The sequence below is a fragment of the Rossellomorea sp. QJM3NY_18 genome, from assembly GCF_056173145.1.
This window is the reverse complement of record NZ_CM149659.1, coordinates 3,057,734-3,072,765: the sequence shown is the minus strand read 5'-3', so window position 1 is coordinate 3,072,765 and position 15,032 is coordinate 3,057,734. Positions and strand designations below refer to the sequence as shown.

General features: G+C 45.3%; 14 protein-coding genes and 1 other annotated feature. Of the genes, 10 read left to right on the top strand and 4 right to left on the bottom strand.

Going from position 1 to position 15,032, the window contains the following annotated elements:
- Positions 1-15: 15 nt before the first annotated feature.
- Positions 16-414 carry a sigma-w pathway protein ysdB gene (locus tag AC0VXY_RS15860; RefSeq protein ID WP_475525805.1) on the bottom strand — a complete coding sequence of 133 codons (399 nt, stop codon included), beginning with the start codon at positions 412-414 and terminating at the stop codon, positions 16-18.
- Positions 415-558: 144 nt separating this feature from the next.
- On the opposite strand from AC0VXY_RS15860, the gene AC0VXY_RS15855 reads away from it, so the two are divergent.
- Both AC0VXY_RS15855 and AC0VXY_RS15850 read left to right on the top strand, forming a co-directional pair.
- The gene (locus tag AC0VXY_RS15855; protein ID WP_475525804.1) at positions 559-1,047 is read left to right on the top strand and encodes a dUTP diphosphatase; all 489 of its coding nucleotides are present in this window, start codon (positions 559-561) and stop codon (positions 1,045-1,047) included.
- Positions 1,048-1,153: 106 nt separating this feature from the next.
- On the top strand, positions 1,154-2,239 hold the full coding sequence (locus AC0VXY_RS15850; protein WP_435989928.1) for a M42 family metallopeptidase: 1,086 nt from the start codon (positions 1,154-1,156) through the stop codon (positions 2,237-2,239).
- A gap of 46 nt (positions 2,240-2,285) precedes the next feature.
- On the opposite strand, the gene AC0VXY_RS15845 is transcribed toward AC0VXY_RS15850, so the two are convergent.
- Both AC0VXY_RS15845 and sspI read right to left on the bottom strand, forming a co-directional pair.
- On the bottom strand, positions 2,286-2,831 hold the full coding sequence (locus AC0VXY_RS15845; protein WP_475525803.1) for a cysteine hydrolase family protein: 546 nt from the start codon (positions 2,829-2,831) through the stop codon (positions 2,286-2,288).
- A 138-nt stretch (positions 2,832-2,969) separates the two neighbouring features.
- Positions 2,970-3,191 carry a small acid-soluble spore protein SspI gene (gene sspI, locus AC0VXY_RS15840; protein WP_475525802.1) on the bottom strand — a complete coding sequence of 74 codons (222 nt, stop codon included), beginning with the start codon at positions 3,189-3,191 and terminating at the stop codon, positions 2,970-2,972.
- Positions 3,192-3,316: 125 nt separating this feature from the next.
- Here sspI and AC0VXY_RS15835 point away from each other — a divergent pair, with 125 nt between their 5' ends.
- From AC0VXY_RS15835 to pheT, 3 genes are all read left to right on the top strand, one after another.
- Positions 3,317-4,078, top strand: a complete 762-nt coding sequence (locus AC0VXY_RS15835; RefSeq protein WP_475525801.1) for a TrmH family RNA methyltransferase — start codon at positions 3,317-3,319, stop codon at positions 4,076-4,078.
- Between the two features lie 59 nt (positions 4,079-4,137).
- Positions 4,138-4,377, top strand: a binding site (T-box leader).
- A 78-nt stretch (positions 4,378-4,455) separates the two neighbouring features.
- Entirely contained in the window at positions 4,456-5,493 is a 1,038-nt protein-coding gene (pheS, locus tag AC0VXY_RS15830) for a phenylalanine--tRNA ligase subunit alpha (RefSeq protein WP_034757039.1), read from the top strand.
- 27 nt (positions 5,494-5,520) lie between these two features.
- Positions 5,521-7,935 (top strand): phenylalanine--tRNA ligase subunit beta, encoded by a 2,415-nt coding sequence (gene pheT / locus AC0VXY_RS15825; protein WP_475525800.1) that lies wholly within the window; start codon positions 5,521-5,523, stop codon positions 7,933-7,935.
- Positions 7,936-8,192: 257 nt separating this feature from the next.
- On the opposite strand, the gene rnhC is transcribed toward pheT, so the two are convergent.
- Entirely contained in the window at positions 8,193-9,116 is a 924-nt protein-coding gene (gene rnhC, locus AC0VXY_RS15820; RefSeq protein WP_475525799.1) for a ribonuclease HIII, read from the bottom strand.
- A 132-nt stretch (positions 9,117-9,248) separates the two neighbouring features.
- On the opposite strand from rnhC, the gene zapA reads away from it, so the two are divergent.
- The 5 genes from zapA (at position 9,249) to AC0VXY_RS15795 (ending at position 14,751) form a co-directional block, all read left to right on the top strand.
- Positions 9,249-9,509, top strand: coding sequence for a cell division protein ZapA (gene zapA, locus AC0VXY_RS15815; protein WP_435989935.1), 261 nt, complete (start codon positions 9,249-9,251; stop codon positions 9,507-9,509).
- A gap of 6 nt (positions 9,510-9,515) precedes the next feature.
- Positions 9,516-10,055 carry a CvpA family protein gene (locus AC0VXY_RS15810; RefSeq protein WP_034757049.1) on the top strand — a complete coding sequence of 180 codons (540 nt, stop codon included), beginning with the start codon at positions 9,516-9,518 and terminating at the stop codon, positions 10,053-10,055.
- Positions 10,056-10,237: 182 nt separating this feature from the next.
- The gene (gene polX / locus AC0VXY_RS15805) at positions 10,238-11,947 is read left to right on the top strand and encodes a DNA polymerase/3'-5' exonuclease PolX (protein ID WP_475525798.1); all 1,710 of its coding nucleotides are present in this window, start codon (positions 10,238-10,240) and stop codon (positions 11,945-11,947) included.
- Positions 11,948-11,967: 20 nt separating this feature from the next.
- Entirely contained in the window at positions 11,968-14,322 is a 2,355-nt protein-coding gene (locus AC0VXY_RS15800) for an endonuclease MutS2 (protein WP_475525797.1), read from the top strand.
- Positions 14,323-14,343: 21 nt separating this feature from the next.
- On the top strand, positions 14,344-14,751 hold the full coding sequence (locus tag AC0VXY_RS15795; RefSeq protein WP_098439680.1) for a DUF350 domain-containing protein: 408 nt from the start codon (positions 14,344-14,346) through the stop codon (positions 14,749-14,751).
- Positions 14,752-15,032 lie beyond the last annotated feature (281 nt).

Genomic DNA, 15,032 nt, shown 5'->3' with positions numbered 1-15,032 from the left:
AAACGACCAGCTCTGCTAGTCGTTTTTTTGTTGGGATTTTTGAAGGAATTCGTGAATCGGACTTTTCCAGTCGAGTTTGGCATTCGGGTATCTTTCTTTGATTTCGTTCTGGAGGTATTCAAAATCCTCCCGGGTAAGCCCTTTTAATGAGGAAACATGTTTGGTCCATACGAATATGGAAACCACGTCGAATGACTTCTCAGTTGCACCAAGATATTTTTCTCCTTCAAATCGTACACCCTTGTACGTCATGTGAAAATTCTTCCGGACATTTTCCTGATCATCGAGAAAATAGAAACGTTTCTGCTCCTGGGCAAGCTCCAGTTTTCGCTTTGGGTTGATAATGTATTTCACGCTGCTGTATAAAAGATAAAGAATAAGGATGAAAAGCACTAACCGAATTAGCCAAAGCATAACCATTACCTCCATAGGCATATTTCTTCCACTACTATTTACGGTCAAAACAGAAAAAGGTTTCATATTATTATAAATTTGTTTAAAAATTTGTCATACTAAGAGGGTGTGCAAGAAATAAAGGCATCAAAGGAGAGATATCACATGAATATTGAAAAATTACTGGACATGCAGAAGAAACTTGATCAGCATATCGAAGAGGAACACGGTCTGGAACAAGAAGATCTGATCGACAAAAAAATCCTTGCCCTCCTGGTTGAGGTAGGGGAACTGGCCAATGAAACGAGAAACTTTAAGTTCTGGAGTACGAAACCTTCTTCATCAAAGGAAGTGATCCTTGAAGAGTTTGTGGACGGGGTCCATTTCATCCTGTCACTGGGAATCGAAATCGGCATTCAACAATTCGATATAGGGGAGACGAATTATACGAATGAAGATGTGACAAAGCAATTCATGGAAGTATTCAAATATGCCAACCACTTTGCGGTAGAGCGTTCAGTTGAACATTTCCAGGAATTATTCAGGCACTACGTGTACCTTGGCGAACTGCTCGGATTCACTCATGAAGAAGTGTTCGATGCGTATGTGAAGAAAAATGAAGTGAATTATGATCGTCAAAAGGAAGGATATTAATCCAAGAATCTTCATTACGATAATAAAGAAGATTCAGGAAATTTTGATGAATCACACAGGTTTTAGTATAATGAAAAGGTAAAACAATATTTAGGGGGTCGAAACAATGGCGAAATTAGATGAAACATTGACAATGCTCAAAGACTTAACCGATGCCAAAGGTGTACCGGGTAATGAGAGAGAAGTACGTGAAGTCATGAAAAAATACATAGAGCCATTTGCAGACGAAGTGACGACAGATAATCTGGGGAGCCTGATCGCGAAAAAGGTGGGCGATGAAAACGGTCCTAAGATCATGGTGGCGGGACATCTTGATGAAGTTGGATTCATGATCACCCAGATCGACAGCAAAGGATTCCTTCGCTTTCAAACTGTAGGAGGCTGGTGGTCTCAAGTTATGCTCGCACAGCGGGTGACGATCGTGACGAGCCAAGGGGAAGTGACAGGTGTGATCGGTTCCAAGCCGCCGCATATTCTGCCTCCGGAATCACGTAAAAAACCGGTCGATATTAAAGATATGTTCATTGATATCGGTGCGTCAAGCCGTGAAGAAGTACAGGAATGGGGTGTTAAACCGGGAGATATGGTGGTCCCTCATTTCGAATTCACGGTGATGAACAACGAGAAGATGCTCCTTGCGAAAGCATGGGATAACCGCATCGGCTGTGCGATTGCCATCGATGTACTAAGAAACCTGAAGGACGAAAGTCATCCGAACATCGTATATGGAGTCGGTACCGTACAGGAAGAGGTTGGTCTCCGTGGAGCGAGAACGGCTGCTGCCAAGATTCAGCCTGATATCGGCTTTGGTGTGGATGTTGGAATCGCCGGGGACACACCTGGTATTTCTGATAAGGAAGCTTCAAGTAAGATGGGTGAAGGTCCACAGATCATTTTATATGATGCGTCAATGGTTTCTCACAAGGGACTTCGCGATTTTGTGACGGATACAGCGGATGAGCATAACATTCCGTATCAATTCGATGCCATCGCAGGAGGTGGGACGGATTCAGGTGCGATCCATTTGACAGCCAATGGAGTTCCGGCCTTATCCATCACCATTGCCACACGCTATATCCACTCACATGCAGCGATGTTGCATCGTGATGATTACGAAAACGCCGTTAAATTGATTACAGAAGTGATCAAGAAGCTCGATAAAGATATGGTTGCGAAGATTACGTTTGATTGATTGGAGTGAAAGAGACCCTTCTGAATGAGGGTCTCTTTATATGTCTTTATTTGAATGTCATTTCTTTGGCAGAGGTCATATCGGCGTCAATCGTCTTTTTGATGATACGAATCGCGCTTTCATTATCCTCATCGGTTTCTGATGCCATGCAGTCCTGTGGTATCGATATATCATATTCCCTCATATAGGCATCATTGGCGGTGTAAAGCACGCAAATGTCACCTGCGATCCCTGTTAAGATCAGATGCTTCACATCAAGCTGATGAAGCAGGATATCAAGCTGTGTCCCGAAAAAACAGGAGTGCTTCGGCTTGATGATGAAATAATCGTCTGTATCGGGGTGGAGTTCTTCGATCACGTTTTTTCCTTTCCCTTTTTTGCACTCCTTTATGATGTCATTCATATTGTCCTGCCAAAGACCGTAGTTGTCATTCACATAAATGACCGGCATCCCGGCTTCCTTCGCTTTCTTCTTCAAATCCCGAATGTTTCCGACGATGTTCATGGTGTTTTCGTATAATTCCTCTCCACCTTGGAAATCAAACGTATTAATCATATCGATGATCAATAATGCACTTTTCTCTTGACTCATACATTCGTCTCCCCTTTCGTTTCCTTATGTAGGTTTTAATACCACTGATAGGGTTAGACTAAAACCACTCAGGTGAATATTAGTTCGGATTTTCCAATAAACAAGGGCAACCCCTATTCAGGATTGCCCATGCCTTTACTATTGCATCTGTTGCTGCTGCAATGATTCCTCTAATGTTTCAAGGACCATTTTCTGTTCCTGTGGATCTGCGTTTTGCCAGAAGACTTCAAGGAGTACACCGAGACCTGGAAGGGTTTTTTCTTCCCCTCCCTGGATGGCATCGACAATGGTGTCTCTCAATTCGTCCTGGTTGTTTCCAGATACGTTGTGTATGACCGCTTTTCGTAAGTTGAGATTCATCAAGCATTTCTCCTTTTTGCTAGGATGAGGAATTCATTGTTATCTTGTCTCAAATTGAATTTATTATGTATGAAAGTTAAGGTATAATGAGACCTTGAAATAGTAATCAAAAGGAGCGGATACGATTGAAGTATATTCAATCCTCGAAAAATCCTGTTGTGAAACAGTGGAAGAAATTATTGACGAAAAAAGAACGGGATCTCACCCTTACATATATTATTGAAGGATTCCACCTTGTGGAAGAAGCATTGATGCAGGAGGATACGGTCCTTGAGCTGATCCTGGTGGAAGGAATCGATATCCCCCAGAAATGGACGGTTGACTCGGTTCCCATCACCATGGTATCGGAAGAAGTAGGGAAAACCCTCGCTGATACCGAGACTTCTCAAGGGATTTTTGCGATTTGCAGGCAAAAGGAAGATGAGTATGACCCCGATAAGGCAGCCACATTCATGTTGATAGACGGTCTTCAGGACCCGGGCAATATCGGCACGATCATCCGCACAGCCGATGCAGCCGGAATCGACATGGTCGTGTTAGGTAAAGGGACGGTTGACCCTTATAATCCGAAAGTATTACGCTCGGCACAGGGAAGTCATTTTCATATTCCAATCGTCAGAAAAGAACTGCCTGAAACCATTTCAGCCCTGAAAGAGCGCAGCATCCCCGTTTACGGGACGGCGCTTGAAAATGGAGTGGAGTACACATCAATCAACCCGCAATCTTCTTATGCCTTAATCGTAGGGAATGAGGGGAAAGGCATGTCGAAAGACCTTTTAAAGGAAACCGACCAGAACCTCTACATCCCCATCTACGGTAAGAGTGAATCATTGAATGTGGCCATTGCGGCAGGCATTTTATTGTACTATTTTAAAAATGGGCAGTGAATTTCGTGAAAAGGTTTGAATTATGCCGTGAAATTCACTATAATAATGCACATATAACTTAAAAAACGTTGAAAGAGGAAAGTAACACATGACCTTCTTCAAGGGAGAGAATGCCCTGGACTGTAAGCATTCTTAAGAAAACATAGTGTGAACATTTCACCTCTCGAGTTGGCATCGGGACCATTCCACATGTGAATGTAAAGATGCTCCGGCATAAGCCGTTATCCGAATGAAGTGAGTATATCCACCTGTGGATATGCTTATAAGGGTGGTACCGCGATATAAACCTCGTCCCTTTTTGGGATGGGGTTTTTTTATTTGTTTAAAAACCAATCCAAAGGAACATTCGGACGATATACATTAAAGGAGGAATAAAAATGGAGGACAAATTACGATCCCTTCAACAAGAAGCCATCGAAAAAGTGAACGAAGCACAAGATTTGAAAGAACTGAACAACATCCGCGTTGCTTATTTAGGCAAAAAAGGACCTGTCACCGAAGCCTTAAAAGGAATGGGGAAACTTTCAGCAGAAGAGCGTCCTAAAATGGGGGCACTTGCCAATGAAGTACGTGGAGCGATCACAGAAACAATTGAAGCAAAGCAGGCTGTTCTTGAAAAAGAAGCGGTCGAAAAGAAACTTCAATCTGAAACGATCGACGTGACGTTACCCGGCCGTCCTGTAAAAAAAGGAAATCACCACCCCCTGACGATGATCGTGGAAGAAATCGAAGACCTCTTCATCGGTATGGGCTACACGGTTGCTGAAGGACCGGAAGTGGAGAAGGACTATTATAACTTCGAAGCCCTGAATCTCCCTAAAGGACACCCGGCACGTGATATGCAGGATTCTTTCTATATTACGGAAGAAACCCTTCTGCGTACCCACACATCACCGGTTCAGGCAAGAACGATGGAACTGGCCAAAGGAAAGGGACCCATCAAGATCATCTGTCCCGGGAAAGTGTACCGACGTGATACGGATGACGCGACACATTCACATCAATTCACCCAGATCGAGGGTCTTGTCATCGACGAAAACATCCGGATGAGTGATTTGAAAGGGACGCTGAATGTGTTTGCCAAGAAAATGTTCGGTGAAGACCGTGAAATCCGCTTGCGCCCGAGCTTCTTCCCATTCACAGAGCCCTCTGTCGAGATGGATATTTCATGTAAGATCTGTGGAGGAAAAGGCTGTCGTGTATGTAAAGGGACGGGCTGGATCGAAATCCTTGGAGCAGGGATGGTTCATCCGAATGTCCTTGAAATGGCTGGATTCGATTCGAAGAAATATACAGGTTTCGCCTTCGGTATGGGACCAGAGCGTATCGCCATGCTGAAATACGGCATCGATGATATCCGTCATTTCTACACAAACGATACTCGCTTTGTGACACAGTTCGGAACGCAAGAGTAAAGAAAAACGATAGGGAGGTACTAACACATGTTTGTTTCATATAAATGGTTAGAAAATTATGTCGACCTGTCAGGTGTCACACCTGAAGAGTTGGCAGAGAAGATTACAAGAAGCGGGATTGAAGTCGAAGGTGTCGAACGGATCGGCGAAGAAATCAAAAATGTGGTCGTCGGGCATGTCCTGCAGTGTGAGCCGCATCCCGATGCGGATAAATTAAATAAATGCCTTGTGGACACAGGGGAAGAAGAGACTGTCCAAATCATTTGTGGGGCACCGAACGTGGCAAAAGGCCAGAAAGTGGCTGTCGCGAAAGTAGGGGCGGTCCTTCCTGGTAACTTCAAAATCAAAAAAGCCAAACTTCGCGGCGAAGCCTCCCACGGGATGATCTGCTCCCTGCAAGAGCTTGGAGTCGAAGGAAAGCTCGTACCGAAAGAACATGCAGAAGGAATCTATGTATTCAGTAATGATGCCGAGGTAGGCAGAAATGCCGTTGAATTATTAAATCTGGATGATGCGATCCTCGAACTAGGATTGACACCCAATCGCTCGGATTGCTTAAGCATGCTGGGAGTGGCGTATGAAGTGGCAGCCATCCTGGACCGTGACGTAAAGCTTCCTTCAACCGGAGTGTCAGAAGGCAACGGAAAAGCATCGGATTATGTATCGGTAAAAGTGGAAGCGAAAGAAGATAACCCTCTTTACGGTGCTAAAATCATTAAAAATGTCAAAATCGGACCATCTCCACTTTGGATGCAGAATGCACTGATTTCAGCCGGGATCCGTCCACATAATAACGTAGTCGACATTACAAACTACGTGCTATTGGAATACGGTCAGCCTCTTCACGCTTTCGACTACGACCGCCTCGGTTCAAAGGAAATCCTTGTGCGCCGGGCAAACGACGGCGAAACATTCGTGACCCTAGATGATGCGGAGAGAACGTTGTCAAAGAGTCAGCTTGTGATTACGAACGGGACTGAACCCGTTGCCCTTGCCGGAGTGATGGGGGGAGCGAATTCAGAAGTCCAGAACGATACGACCACTGTCCTTCTTGAAGCAGCTTACTTCACCGGTGCCATTGTCAGAGGTGCATCGAAAGGCCACGGACTCAGAAGCGAAGCGAGCACCCGTTATGAAAAAGGCGTGGATCCGAATCGTGTCCTGAAAGCAGGAGAAAGAGCGGCTGGTCTGATGGCTGAATATGCCGGTGGAGAAGTTCTCGAAGGAACTGTTTTATTTAATGAATTGGATGTTGAACCGGTCAAGGTTGAAATCTCCCTTGAAAAAATCAATTCTTCACTTGGAACAGCCATTTCCGTTGAAACAGTGGAAGATATCTTCCGCCGACTTCAATTTGATGCAGAAGTAAATGGCGAAACGTTTGTCGTAACAGCTCCGACAAGAAGAGGGGATATCACCATCCCTGAAGATTTACTGGAAGAAGTGGCCCGCCTCTATGGGTATGACAATCTTCCAATGACACTTCCAGAAGGAGAGGCAACACCTGGTGGCCTTTCGAATCATCAGCTGAAGCGCCGTAGGGTCCGCCGTTATCTGGAAGGAGCGGGACTTCTGCAGGCGATCACGTATTCATTGACAAACGACAAGAAAGCAAGCCTTTATGCACTGGACGCAAGGGAGCCTGTCCGCTTATTGATGCCGATGAGTGAAGAACGCAGCAACCTTCGTTTAAGCATCATTCCACAGATTCTTGAAGTGGTTTCATATAACAAAGCCCGTCAAAATGATTCGCTTGCCTTTTATGAAGTAGGATCCGTATTCCTAACGGAAACAGGCGAAGAACTTCCCCGGGAAGAAGAGCATATTGCAGGAGCGCTTACTGGCCTGTGGCACCAGCACCCTTGGCAAGGCGAGAAAAAGCCTGTCGACTTCTATGTAGCCAAAGGGATCCTAGAGGGCATGTTCGAAGAAATCGGCGTATCAGAAGCCGTCTCATTCCGTCAGGCAACCGTAGATGGCATGCACCCAGGACGTACGGCCGAGATCCTGCTGGACAACGAAGTGATCGGTTTCGTCGGTGCGATCCATCCGGAAGCGGAAAAAGAATTGGATCTTAACGAAACGTATGTATTCGAACTGAAGGCATCACCTGTCTTCCATTATGAAAAGCCGGCATTGAGCTACACGCCGATCCCTCGCCATCCATCGATCACACGGGATATCGCCCTTGTAGTGAACAAGGATGTGAAAGCCGGGGACCTTGCATCCATCATCAAAGAAGCAGGAGGAAAACTTCTGAAAGAAGTGTCCGTCTTCGATCTGTATGAAGGCGAGCATATGGAAGCAGGCAAGAAATCACTTGCATTCTCCTTGAAATACTTCGATCCGGCGAAAACATTGACCGATGAAGAAGTTGTGAAAGTGCATGATGGAGTACTTGCAGCCGTAAAAGAAAAAGCAGGAGCCGAATTGAGAGGATAATTCGACTTGTGAAGAGAGGTGTCAGACATTGGTCTGGCATCTTTTTTTGTGGTGGGAGGGGGTGTGTTTGCTCGTTTGCCTGTTAAAATAACCCCAACATTCAACAGGTAAAATAACGGCAAAATTCACCTGCTGAAAAACCAAGAAAAATCAGCAGCTGATTCCCAACGAAAATTCACCTTCTGAACAAAAACCATCACACCACCCCAAAAAAACACAAACAAAAAACCCCACCGGCATAACCAGTGGGGCCTTCCTCATTTCCTCGCCAACCTCATCGCCTTCTCACTATTCGCGAAATGCCATTTCGTCATCGACTTCAATTCCTCGATCCCTTTTCGTTTGATAATCTTCGCGGCGGCCACATCCACGTGTTTTCCGGCGCCTTTCGGAATTTCCACCCCGGCTTTCGCACTCAGCTTGTCCATTTCTTTTAAGAATGCGTAGCGGGCAATGATCGATGCCGCTGCGACGGCCAGATGGATGCTTTCTCCTTTTGTACTGAAGTATACGCGTTCCCGCTGGATTTTCGTTTGGGCAGCGATGTGTTTGAAATATGTATTCTTTTCGACGAACTGATCGATCAAGATGCCCTCGGGTTGGTCAGGTGTCATCTTTTCCAGCAGGTTCAGTATGGCTTTGTTATGGAGGAGTGCTTTCATTTTCCCCTGGGTCATTCCTTTTGCCTGCATCTCATTGTATTTCGGGTTGTGCAGGATGAGCAGTGAATAGGGAATGGTGGAAATCAGATCCCTTGCAATACTGATGATCTGAGGGTCGGATAAGTTTTTGGAATCCTTGACCCCAAGCTCTTTCATGAGTGGGATCTGCTCTTTCTTTACGTAAGCGCTCACCACGGTGATCGGGCCGAAGAAGTCTCCTGTCCCTACTTCGTCAGAACCGATGACGGACCAATTCGCGAAATTTTCGGGGAGGTTGGCAGTCCCTTTGGAAGGGGATTTCGCCTTGGTTGGGGCGCTGCTTCCCCACTGGCTTGCTTCTCCTTCACCGTTTGCTCCCTGAAACATCACTTTACCGGATTTATAGGCGGTGATCGTGCATCCTGATGGCTTTGCCACAAAGACTGCCCCCGGCGGAAGTTTTTCAATCAATGCATGTTTGTAATGGCTTTTCATTTTTTCGATTGTATCTTTCGTTGTTTGTATGACGGTATTGGCCAAGTTTCTCTCTCCTTATGACAAATATCTTGAATTTAATAAAAAATGTGAGCGTATATGACAAATTCCTTCCATAATCAAAAGACTTCATGGTATGATTATGTGTAGGATTCTTATGAATGGGGGGCTTTCAGGTTGTCTGATGAACAAAAAAATCGCACCACGGTGGACATATATGGTCAACAATATACGATTGTTGGGACTGAATCAACAAGTCAAATCCGATACGTTTGTTCTAAAGTGGATGACAAAATGAGAGATATCAACTCCATGAATCCATCTCTCGACACAAGCAGGCTTGCGGTCTTGACAGCTGTTAATGCCGTGAATGATTATCTCAAACTTCAGGAAAAGTTTGAAGAGCTTGAACGGGAAATTAAACGATTAAAGGATTGAATAAAGATGTTGGACTTAGCTTTGTTGGTCATCCTGGTGATAGGGTTTTTAATAGGTTTAAAACGTGGATTCATACTGCAGGTCATCCACATTTTCGGATTTATCGTTTCTTTCATTGTAGCATACATATATTATGATCAGCTTGCACCGAAGCTGACTTTATGGATTCCTTATCCTGTATTGGACGAGCAATCCACGTTGAATATGATATTTGAATCCACCCATCTGGATCAGGCATATTACCGTGTAATCGCGTTTGCAATGATTTTCTTCGCAGTACGCATCATTCTTCAAATCATCGGATCGATGCTTGACTTTGTCGCCCATCTTCCACTATTGAAGCAGCTGAATGTTCTTGGCGGTGGGATACTCGGTTTTGTTGAATCCTATTTAATGATATTCATACTCTTGTATATTGCGGTATTATTGCCGATCGAGTCGGTTCAGACATTCATCAATAACTCATTCATTGCACAGGCGATGGTGAAACATACTCCTGTTTTCTCCGATATGGTGAAATCCTGGTGGATTGAATATGTAGCCTGAAAAAGGGCTGACTATAAGTATGCAACTCAAATTCGTTAGGGAAGCCATTAACGATTGGTTCATCTTATAAGTCAGTCTTTTTTCTTTTTCTGCCAGTTTTGCTACTATATAAATGGAGACGTTCTGGATTTCTGGATGAACGTGAATCTTGAAGGTTAATTCTATGATTGTAGGTGAATCCCTTGAATAAAAAAGATATTATAAAATTATTAGAAAACATTGCGATATATATGGAATTGAAAGGCGAGAATTCGTTTAAAACATCTGCCTACCGAAAAGCGGCAGCGGCACTTGAGAATGATGACAGGAGCCTGCAGGAAATCAGCGACTTCACGAAGCTCGCCGGGATCGGCAAAGGGACGGCCTCCGTTATTGAAGAGTACATAAATGAAGGAACATCTTCTGTACTGGAAGAGCTGAAGGAAGAAGTTCCGAAGGGGTTGATCCCTCTTTTGCAATTGCCGGGTCTTGGTGGGAAGAAAATCGCGAAGCTATACAGTGAGCTTGGGGTCGAGAGTATAGAGGACCTGGAAGAAGCGTGTAAAGAGAGCAGAGTACAGGCGCTTGCAGGCTTCGGGAAAAAGACAGAAGAAAAGATCCTTGCTTCCATTGAACAGGTCGGGAAGAGACCGGACCGACTTCCAATCGGCTTTATGATGGGTATAGCGGAAGAAATAGAAGGCTTTCTTTCTGAAATCGACAGTATTGGAACGTATTCGAGAGCCGGAAGCTTAAGAAGGATGAGAGAAACCATTAAAGATCTGGATTTCATCGTTTCGACAGAGCATCCCGACAAGGTGAAGGAAGGGCTTCTGAAGTTGCCGAATATCGTTGAAACGATTGCTGCCGGCGATACGAAGGTGTCATTGACCCTTGCGTACCATTGGGATGTGAGCATCGATTTTCGCATCGTGAAGCCTGAAGAATTCGCGACGGCCCTGCATCATTTCACGGGATCGAAGGATCATAACGTCCGTATGCGCCAGCTTGCTAAAGAACGCGGAGAGAAAATCAGTGAATATGGCGTCGAGAATAGTGAAACAGGGGAAGTGAAAACATTCGATTCTGAAGAAGCTTTTTATCATCACTTCGACCTTCCCTTGATCCCGCCTGAACTCCGCGAAGATGGAAAAGAAGTGGAGGAATTCAAGAGGGATTACCCGCTCCTTACCCTGAAAGACATAAAGGGCGACCTTCACATGCACTCCACCTGGTCCGACGGGGCCTATTCCATAGAAGAAATGGTGGAGGCTTGCCGTGCCAAGGGGTATCACTATATGGCCATCACAGACCATTCCCGGTATTTACGGGTGGCGAACGGCCTCACTCCCGAGCGGTTAGTGAAACAGATCGATGAAATAAAAGAACTGAATAAGAAGTATGATGATATAGAAATCCTTTCAGGGATCGAGATGGATATCCTTCCTGATGGTACCCTGGACTATGATGATGACCTTCTTGAGAGAGTGGATCTCGTCATTGCGTCCATTCATTCAAGCTTTTCACAGCCCCGTGAAAAAATCATGGAGAGACTGAAGACCGCATTGAAAAGTGCCCATGTGGATATCATCGCCCATCCTACAGGCAGGATCATCGGCAGGCGGGAAGGGTATGACGTTGATATGGATCTTCTTATCCAATTGGCGAAAGAAACCGGTACGGCTCTTGAACTGAATGCCAATCCGAATCGTCTGGATCTGTCTGCTGAAAACATCCGGAAAGCACAGGAGCAGGGTGTGAAAATCGTTATCAACACGGACGCTCACAGTATCGATCACCTGGAGTTTATGGAAGTGGGTGTCGGTACGGCACGTAAAGGATGGATCAAGAAAGATGCGGTCATCAATACATGGGATAAAGATGAGTTCATACAATACATTAAGCGAAACTGATAAAAGGTGGAATACATTCCGTGAATTCTAAAGTATTAAAAACGTTAGAGTTTGATAAAATCAAAGAATTATTAAAGCAATTTGCTGCGTCTGCCCTTGGTCATGCAAGGGTATCCTCCCTCATGCCGTCGGTCGATTATGAAGAGATCACTGCCCTTCATGAAGAGACGGATGAAGCCATGACGATTCTCAGGTTGAAAGGACATGCTCCACTTGGCGGGATTTTTGATATACGTCCTCACGTGAAGCGTGCCCAAATCGGCGGTATGCTTTCGCCGTCTGAATTCGTCCAGGTGGCAAGTACGATCCGGGCAAGCCGGAAGCTGACCCTTTTTGTAGAAGAGCTCTTGGAGGAAGAGGTGGAGATTCCCCTCTTACAAGGAAAGATGAGTACGGTCATCCCGCTACCCCATTTAGAGCAGGATATACGTAAAGTGGTGGATGACAACGGTGAAATATTGGACACAGCGAGTGAAACGCTCCGGACGATCCGTACGCAGCTGCGTGCCAACGAAGGGCGGATCCGGGAGAAGCTGGAGCGGATGATCCGTTCATCCAACGCTCAGAAGATGTTATCCGATGCGATCGTCACCATCCGGAATGATCGGTACGTCATCCCGGTCAAACAGGAGTACAGGGGGCAATATGGCGGGATCATCCATGATCAATCTTCTTCCGGGCAGACGTTATTCATCGAGCCTGAAGCGATTGTCCAGCTGAATAACCAGCTGCGTGAGCTCCGTTTAAAAGAGCAGACGGAAATAGAGAAGATTCTTCTGGAACTGTCTGAAAGTGTACAAGAATCGGGAGAAGAACTGCTTCTGATCGTCAACGTCCTGTCAGACGTGGATTTCATGTTTACGAAAGCAAAATTCGGACGATCCATCAAAGGGTCTAAACCGACGATCAATAATGAACGCCGGGTGAAGCTGAATAAAGCACGTCATCCCCTCTTGCCCATCGATGAGGCAGTAGCGAATGATATCGAACTAGGGAATGAATTTTCTTCCATCGTCATCACCGGTCCGAATACCGGGGGTAAAACTGTCACATTAAAAACACTGGGCTTAACAAGTTTGATGGCACAGGCCGGTCTTCCAATCCCGGCACTCGATGGTTCCGAGGTGGGTGTATTCCGGACGATTTACGCTGATATAGGGGATGAGCAATCGATTGAACAAAGTTTGAGTACCTTCTCTTCCCATATGGTGAACATAGTCGACATCTTGAAAAAAGTCGATCATGAGAGTCTGGTGCTGTTCGATGAGCTTGGTGCCGGTACAGATCCTCAGGAAGGGGCGGCATTGGCGATTTCCATCCTTGATGAAGTCCATGGAACTGGGGCGAGGGTCATAGCGACCACTCACTATCCCGAGTTGAAGGCGTATGGGTACAATCGTGAAGGAGTCGTGAATGCCAGTGTGGAATTTAATGTAGAGACATTAAGTCCTACGTATAAGCTATTGCTTGGGGTCCCGGGAAGAAGTAATGCCTTTGACATTTCCAAACGTCTTGGATTGTCAGATGGTGTCATCCAACGGGCGAAGTCCCATATCGGAACCGATAGCAAAGAAGTCGAGAATATGATCGCTTCACTTGAAGACAACAGACGTCAGGGTGAACGGGAGCTCGAGGAAGCCCATGAGCTTCTAAGACAGGCTGAGAAGATGCATAAAGACATGCAGAAGCAAATGATGGAGTATTACGAGAAGAAGGATATCCTTTACGAAAAGGCACAGCAAAAAGCCAGTGAGGTCGTTGAAAAAGCGAAGGCGGAAGCTGATCAGGTCATCAAGGATCTGCGGAAAATGCAGCATGAAAAGTCAGCCCAGATCAAAGAACATGAATTGATCCAGGCGAAAAAGCAGCTTGAAGATGCGACTCCTAAGCTGAAAACGGGTCAAAAGAAGAAAGCGACTGGATTTAAGCATGAATTGAAGGCCGGGGACGAAGTCAAAGTACTGAGCTTTGATCAAAAGGGTCATTTGATCGAGCGGGTATCGGCGAAGGAATGGCAGGTCCAGATGGGCATCATGAAGATGAAAGTGAAGGAAATGGATCTTGAATTCATTCAATCTCAACAAAAGGTCGAAACGAAACCCCTTGCTACGGTGAAAGGGAAAGACTTTCATGTCAGCCTCGAACTTGACTTGCGCGGAGAGCGTTTTGAAAATGCCTTATCGAGGGTTGAGAAGTACATTGATGACGCTCTGCTTGCAGGCTACCCACGCGTTTCCATCATCCACGGAAAAGGAACGGGAGCGCTGAGACAGGGAGTTCAGGAGTACTTGAAGAATCACCGGTCGGTCAAGAGCATCCGTTTCGGGGATGCAGGTGAAGGTGGAACGGGCGTAACGGTCGTTCAATTTAAATAACAAGGTAAAGGGAGCTTTACGATGGAGAACTTTTGGGAAAATGAATTTGTTCAAACGGCTGGGAATTACAGTGTGGTCATCCTTTGTCTGGTGTTGTTCTTAGCGATCTTTGAACTGGTGACGAAATATCGGAACTGGGAAGAAATCAAAAAAGGAAATATGGCCGTCGCCATGGCAACGGGAGGGAAAATATTCGGAATCGCGAATATTTTCCGGCATTCCATCAGTCATAACGATACCATCCTCACGACGATTGGATGGGGTGTGTTTGGCTTTTTCCTGCTGTTGATCGGGTATTTCATTTATGAATTCCTGACACCGAAATTCAGGATCGATGAGGAAATTGAAAATGATAACCGGGCGGTAGGCTTCATATCACTGGTCATTTCAGTCGGATTATCCTATGTCATAGGTGCCGGTATATCGTAAGGAGAGGGAATATGGAAACATTGGCGAAAGTTCTGCTCACCCTGTGCGGCGGCTTTATAGTCGTCGGCATCATCTATATGCTGTTCTTTACTTGATTCAGAGCACTAAGGGGAAAAACGCAATCCCAAAATAATAATATTGTACAAACAGACTGTCATATGGTTGAATAGGCAGTCTTTTTTCTTTTGAAAAAAGTTCTGTAAGATAGGTCAAGCTTCATAGATAGGAAGAAAGTATGGTCAGCGATTTTTTCAAATTGTAACTGAAGTCCCCTTATATTA

Coding starts and splice junctions, on each gene's coding strand:
- AC0VXY_RS15860 (WP_475525805.1), bottom strand. CDS start 414: ATGCTTTGGCTAATTCGGTTAGTGCTTTTCATCCTTATTCTTTATCTT.
- AC0VXY_RS15855 (WP_475525804.1), top strand. CDS start 559: ATGAATATTGAAAAATTACTGGACATGCAGAAGAAACTTGATCAGCAT.
- AC0VXY_RS15850 (WP_435989928.1), top strand. CDS start 1,154: ATGGCGAAATTAGATGAAACATTGACAATGCTCAAAGACTTAACCGAT.
- AC0VXY_RS15845 (WP_475525803.1), bottom strand. CDS start 2,831: ATGAGTCAAGAGAAAAGTGCATTATTGATCATCGATATGATTAATACG.
- sspI (WP_475525802.1), bottom strand. CDS start 3,191: ATGAATCTCAACTTACGAAAAGCGGTCATACACAACGTATCTGGAAAC.
- pheS (WP_034757039.1), top strand. CDS start 4,456: ATGGAGGACAAATTACGATCCCTTCAACAAGAAGCCATCGAAAAAGTG.
- pheT (WP_475525800.1), top strand. CDS start 5,521: ATGTTTGTTTCATATAAATGGTTAGAAAATTATGTCGACCTGTCAGGT.
- AC0VXY_RS15810 (WP_034757049.1), top strand. CDS start 9,516: ATGTTGGACTTAGCTTTGTTGGTCATCCTGGTGATAGGGTTTTTAATA.
- AC0VXY_RS15795 (WP_098439680.1), top strand. CDS start 14,344: ATGGAGAACTTTTGGGAAAATGAATTTGTTCAAACGGCTGGGAATTAC.